This window comes from Pantoea sp. CTOTU49201 (genome assembly GCF_032054795.1).
GTDB lineage: Bacteria > Pseudomonadota > Gammaproteobacteria > Enterobacterales > Enterobacteriaceae > Pantoea > Pantoea symbiotica.
In genome coordinates this window covers 1-5,627 of record NZ_DAMBSA010000310.1, presented here as the reverse complement: position 1 = coordinate 5,627, position 5,627 = coordinate 1, and the positions used below count along the sequence as shown (strand labels likewise).

Here is a 5,627-nt window from a genome sequence, read left to right as displayed (position 1 = left end):
GCTTGCTGCTGCAGCTGGTTAATCATAGTTTCCAGCTCATCCAGCGTGGCCTGCAACGCGGTGTGATGCACGCCGCGCAGACTCATAATCCGCTGCAGATCCTGCAGGCTGCTGTCGCGCATTTGCTCCAGCGTAGCCGACGTCGGCTGCCATTCGCGCAGCTGCCAGACAATGTGAGAACAATTCAGCAGGACCACGCCCCAGCGCAGCAGCCACACGCGCGCCTGCTCGTCCCGGCTATTACTGAGCTGACTAATGTGGTGATAAATCTGCGATTCAAAGTGGCTTTCGCTCAGGCGCGGATGACGGCGTAGCTGATCGAGAAATGCATGGCGCAGGGCGCGAATATGCCGACGACTGCGACGCGCATCGGAACTGGGACGCAGCACCTGAAACGCCAGCCACGCCAGCAGTACGCCGCATACCTTGGCGATATTGTCATTAAGGAAACTTTGGTAATCCCAGTCCGGCGGATTGGTGACGGCGATAAAGGATCCCATAAAAACAATGAATTGCCCCCACATCCCGGCGCGTTTCTTCTGCTGCAGTTTGAACAACTGCAAGGTGAGCAGCAGCGGGAACAGCACCAGCAAAAATTGCCACAGCGCGCTGATTTGCACCATCAAGCCGAACTGCAGCACAAAACTAAACAGCGACAGCCACAGCAAGGTTTTCAGTAATAGCGAGACGCTGCCGCTCGGCGAAGGCGCGGAAGAGTACAACACGCACGCGATGGCGGTGAGCGTCAGGGCGGCGGCACCGGAATCCCATTGCGTGGTGATCCAAAAGGCGCAGCCCAGCATGATGACGCTAAAAGTGCGCAGGGCGCTCCAGCCGGCTTCGGCACTGTCGCTTTCGCGCGCCAGCGACGGCGCATACGGCGGCTGAAAACGGGTATCGGCATCGGCACGTTCAATCAGGCGAATCCAGCGATTGACGTTGAGATAGACCCAGCAGAAATAACGCAGGCGCTGAACGAATGCGCGTTGGCGGTAATCACCGGTTGCTGATGGCGTGATGCCACGCAAAATCAGCGCCAAACGGTATTTGTCGCAGTGCGGCTGCGCCAATTCGTGCAGCAGTTTTGCCATGGCATCGTAAAGTTCAGGCGGCGCATCGGGCCAGTTCAGCAACATGCGGCGCAGACTGGAGAGCACGCTGGTCAGACGCAGCTGCTGGTGCAGCACATAGTTCAGCACGTTGTTCTGACGGCGGAAGCGATAGTGGCTCCAGAACGCCTGAATGCGCAGCAGGTTCATGGTGAGAATCTGGCTAATAACATTCTCATGGGCGGTGCGCACGTTATCGGTGCTGCCTTGCTGCAGTAATAACACCGCATGATCCAGCAAACGCGCGTGCATCTGACGCAGTGAACTCATCAGTGCATTGCCATCCGAGGTGCTGGGCAGAATCATCATCATCAATCCGGCGCAAAGAATGCCGGAGATCACTTCGCACACGCGCGCCTGGGCGATATCCCACAGCTGAGTGACATCGGTGATGTTGACGCTGCTAAAGGCAATGATGGCGGCGGTATATCCCGCCAGCGAAAACGCGTAGGCCACGTTGTTTTGGTAGTGATTGGCGATCCAGGTGCAGAACGCCAGCCAACCGGCCATGAAAAAGGCAAACAGCCAGGGCTCGTTTAGCGTGTGTCCGGCAATCAGCAGCGCGGCGCTGGCACCGAGCAAACTGCCAACGATACGCCCCAGACTTTTACTGATGGCACCGCCGACGGTGGGAAAACTCACCACCGCCGCCGAGGTCATGGCCCAGTAGGGCTCGTCGAGTTGCAGCGCATAGGCGATGGTCAAAGCGAGACACATCGCGATGCCGTTACGCAGCGCGTAGCGCCATTCGCCCCAGCTTGCTTTTATCCACGGCAGATTTTGCCAGGCCAGCCACTGAAAATTCATCACAACCTCAGTGAGCGATCGAGATGGTGCAGGTTGTGCCCGCCACCAGCGGCACGCCTTCCGGCAACGCATCTAAGCGAATGCGCACCGGTACGCGCTGCGCCAGGCGCACCCAGGGCACGTTAGGCTTGATATCCGGCACCAAACCGCCATCGCTGGCGACGCTTTGGTCATAAATGGCGCGGCCAATACTCTCCACTTTGCCCTGCAAACGCGCACCGTTGCTGTACAACACAATCTGCGCCGCAGCGCCGGGTTGAATATGGCGCAGCTTGGTCTCTTCGAAATAACCCATCACGTAATAAGAGTGGCTGTCGACCAGCGCAAACAGCGGCGTACCGGCGCTGGCATAGTTGCCGGTACGAAGCGTCAGGTTGCTGATCCAGCCATCGGTGGGCGCGGTAATGGTGGTTTGATCGAGGTTCCAGCGCGCCTGATCGAGGCTGGCCTGCGCCGCTTTTGCCGTTGATGCGGCGGCATTGGCGGTTAAGCGCGCGGCGTCCATATCTTCCGCTGAAATGACGTTGCGCGGCAGGCTGGCGCGGCGATTGGCTTCATGCTGCGCCTTCGCCAGGTCGGCCTGCGCTTTGGCTAACTGCGCTTCGGCATTGGCCTGTGCGATTTGCCATGGCACCGGATCGAGCTTGAGCAGCACGTCACCTTTATGCACGAATTGATTGTCACGCACCTCCAGAGCGATGATGCGCCCGGACACTTCCGGCGTGATATCCACCAGCTCGGCGCGCACTTTGCCGTCCCGCGTCCACGGCGATTGCATGTAGTAATTCCACATCCACCATCCGGCAAGCAGGGCCAGCGCAAAGATCACTAGGGTTGAAAAATACTTAAAAGGGTTGAATTTCATAGTGATTTATCCGAGGCTCAGTAACCACAATGCGCCAGCGACGCACAATACAAACAGGGAAAGGTCCATTAAGGTGGGATGCCAGACATCGCCGGAGTAGATCCAGCCGCGTATCAGCGGGTGAATCAACAACCAGAAAAAGAATCCGAGTAACACCGCCTTAAACAGCGGCGGGAAAAACAGCGACGCACCGAACACCAGGTCGGTAAGCGGGGCGCTGGGGGAAAAAGCGGTTAGGGACACGTGTCATCATCCTTTTTGACCGGGAATCATCTAAATAGAGCGTAGACGGCAAGCGTATATGCAGGCCTGGTATTTGTAATTTGCCAGGTAAACTCGCAGAATAGTGTAAAATCTGGCTTAATAGCTAGCAAGCTAATTATAAGGAGATGCAATGGATACGCCCTTGGGAACCGATCTGTCTCGCCTGGTGCGCATTTGGCGCGCGTTAATCGATCAGCGTTTAAAACCGCTTGAGTTGACACAAACACACTGGGTGACGCTACACAATATTCATCAACTCCCGCCAGAGCAGTCTCAGATTCAGCTGGCAAAAGCCATCGGCATTGAGCAGCCTTCACTGGTGCGCACGCTGGATCAGCTGGAAGAGAAGGGATTGATCACCCGCGCCACCTGCGCCAACGATCGCCGCGCGAAACGCATCAAGCTGACCAAGCAAGCTGAGCCGATCATCGAGCAGGTTGAAAATGTGATTGATGCCACGCGCGATGACATTCTTTCCGGCATCAGCCTGGAAGAGATCAATCAGATGGTAACGCTGATTGCGCGGCTGGAAAAAAACATTCTCGAGTTTCACAACCGCGAGAAATAAAAAAACCGACGCCTGGCGTCGGTTTTTTTTATCTATTCGCTTAGCGTGGCGAAACGGTAACCTGGCTGCCGTTTGACGCCATCACGACGCGCTGGCCAACCGAGTAACGGGTGGCAGCTTGTTTCTGCACCACCATGATGGTGTTGCCATCATCCTTGCGGATTTCCAGCTCGACACCGTCAGATTTGTTAACCGCACCCTGCACGCCCTGACCGGCTACGCCACCGAGTACCGCACCGCCTGCGGTCGCCAGGCTGCGACCGCTGCCGCCGCCAATGGTGTTACCGAGGAATCCACCCAGCACCGCACCACCAATTGCGCCAATCACGTTGTTTTCATCGCCGCCCTGGATTTTCACCGGACGCACCGAAACCAGCGTGCCGTAGGAAACACTTTGTACTTGTTTAGCTTCGTTGGCGCTGTAAACGTCACCGGAAAGGGTGCTGTCGTTGGCACAACCTGCCAGAGTTAAGCCGGTCAACGCCACGGCTACAAAACGCTTAATCATCAGAACGCTCCTTAATGCAAAAAAACGCCATATTTCTCATCCTGTACTGCACAGAGTATAAGACAGAAAACTGGCAATTGACTCTAAGTCCGTATAAAACGCGGCTGGGGCGAAGCATAGACCATCGTCCCTCAACAAAAATTCAATTACGTGACGAAAATATTTCTGAGCTGGAATCCACTGCGCAGTGACGCTGAAAAGCGGAATTTTATCATAGAATTAGCCCCGGTAATTTGCCAGGCTTAAGCCAGATGATGTTAAGGGAGTGAACCGCTATGAAATCAGGACGCTATATTGGCGTGATGTCCGGCACCAGCCTTGATGGCGTGGACGTGGTACTGGCGGCCATCGATGGGCAGATGGTGGCGCAGCAGGCCAGCTATTGTCATCCCATCCCGCAGGAATTACGCCAGCAGGTGTTGGCCATTTGTCAGGGACAATCATTGACGCTATCGCAGCTTGGGCAGCTGGACACGCGGCTTGGCAAGCTGTTTGCCGAGGCGGTATTGACCTTAATGCACCAGCAGTCGCTGGAAGCCAGCGACATTATGGCGATTGGCTGCCACGGACAAACGGTATGGCATGAGCCGCAAAGTGATGCACCGAATACGCTGCAAATTGGCGATAACAACCAGATCGCGGCGGCCACCGGCGTAACGGTGATCGGTGATTTTCGTCGCCGCGATATGGCACTCGGCGGGCAGGGCGCGCCGCTGGTGCCGGCCTTCCATCAGGCGCTGTTGATGGACAGCGTCGAGCGCCGCATGGTGTTAAACATCGGCGGCATCGCCAATCTGTCGCTACTAATTCCCGGCCAGCCGGTACGCGGTTTTGATACCGGTCCGGGCAATATGCTGATCGATGCGTGGATTTGGCGTAATAAAGGTTTGCCGTACGATAAAGATGCCGCCTGGGCGCGCAGCGGTCAGGTGGTTCCGGCGCTACTGGAGTTAATGCTAGGCGATCCGTGGTTTGCGCTGCCGCCGCCAAAAAGCACCGGACGTGAATATTTCAATCTCAGCTGGATTGAGCAGCAGTTGCAGCGTTTCCCGGCGCTGGCACCACAAGATGTGCAAGCCACGTTGACTGAGCTGACGGCGTTGACCATCGCGCAGCAGGTGCAGCTCAACGACGGTTGCGATCGTCTGTTGGTGTGCGGCGGAGGCAGCCGAAATCCGCTGCTGATGGCGCGCCTCGCCACGCATCTGTCGGGTACTGAAGTGGGTACCACTGACGAAGCAGGCATCAGCGGTGATGATATGGAAGCGCTGGCCTTTGCCTGGCTGGCGTTCCGCACATTAAATGGCTTACCGGGCAACCTGCCAGCGGTAACCGGCGCGCGGGAGATGAGTGTATTGGGCGCGATTTTTCCGGCCAATCCCCGACCTATTCGTTAAGAGGTGAAGATGAAAAAAACAATTATGGTGCTGAGTAGCGTGGCGATCTTGAGTGGCTGCGGCATGATGCATAAACAGCAAGAGACTCCACAACAGCTGCGCTATCAGT

General features: G+C 56.5%; 7 protein-coding genes. 3 read left to right on the top strand and 4 right to left on the bottom strand.

Features of this window, described 5'->3' with window-relative positions; translation table 11 throughout:
- The 3 genes from RTY00_RS18530 to RTY00_RS18520 all read right to left on the bottom strand — a co-directional run.
- The coding region (locus tag RTY00_RS18530) for an FUSC family protein (RefSeq protein ID WP_312665409.1) at positions 1-1,916 on the bottom strand (1,916 nt) is incomplete at its 3' end.
- Between the two features lie 7 nt (positions 1,917-1,923).
- On the bottom strand, positions 1,924-2,781 hold the full coding sequence (locus tag RTY00_RS18525) for an HlyD family secretion protein (protein ID WP_179451104.1): 858 nt from the start codon (positions 2,779-2,781) through the stop codon (positions 1,924-1,926).
- A 6-nt stretch (positions 2,782-2,787) separates the two neighbouring features.
- Complete coding sequence (locus RTY00_RS18520) at positions 2,788-3,024, bottom strand: DUF1656 domain-containing protein (protein ID WP_008110284.1); 237 nt, start codon at positions 3,022-3,024, stop codon at positions 2,788-2,790.
- 151 nt (positions 3,025-3,175) lie between these two features.
- Between RTY00_RS18520 and slyA the strand changes: the two genes are divergently transcribed.
- Positions 3,176-3,613 carry a transcriptional regulator SlyA gene (gene slyA / locus RTY00_RS18515; RefSeq protein ID WP_007892783.1) on the top strand — a complete coding sequence of 146 codons (438 nt, stop codon included), beginning with the start codon at positions 3,176-3,178 and terminating at the stop codon, positions 3,611-3,613.
- A gap of 40 nt (positions 3,614-3,653) precedes the next feature.
- On the opposite strand, the gene slyB is transcribed toward slyA, so the two are convergent.
- Positions 3,654-4,121, bottom strand: coding sequence for an outer membrane lipoprotein SlyB (gene slyB, locus RTY00_RS18510; RefSeq protein ID WP_007892784.1), 468 nt, complete (start codon positions 4,119-4,121; stop codon positions 3,654-3,656).
- Positions 4,122-4,396: 275 nt separating this feature from the next.
- On the opposite strand from slyB, the gene anmK reads away from it, so the two are divergent.
- Positions 4,397-5,518: an anhydro-N-acetylmuramic acid kinase gene (gene anmK, locus RTY00_RS18505; RefSeq protein WP_256696343.1), complete on the top strand. Its 1,122-nt coding sequence runs from the start codon at positions 4,397-4,399 to the stop codon at positions 5,516-5,518.
- 9 nt (positions 5,519-5,527) lie between these two features.
- A partial coding sequence (locus RTY00_RS18500; RefSeq protein ID WP_312665410.1) for a lipoprotein occupies positions 5,528-5,627 on the top strand: 100 nt, incomplete at its 3' end.

Bases quoted from the DNA above. Each gene is read 5' to 3' on its own strand.
- RTY00_RS18525 (WP_179451104.1), bottom strand. From the start codon at position 2,781: ATGAAATTCAACCCTTTTAAGTATTTTTCAACCCTAGTGATCTTTGCG.
- slyA (WP_007892783.1), top strand. From the start codon at position 3,176: ATGGATACGCCCTTGGGAACCGATCTGTCTCGCCTGGTGCGCATTTGG.
- slyB (WP_007892784.1), bottom strand. From the start codon at position 4,121: ATGATTAAGCGTTTTGTAGCCGTGGCGTTGACCGGCTTAACTCTGGCA.
- anmK (WP_256696343.1), top strand. From the start codon at position 4,397: ATGAAATCAGGACGCTATATTGGCGTGATGTCCGGCACCAGCCTTGAT.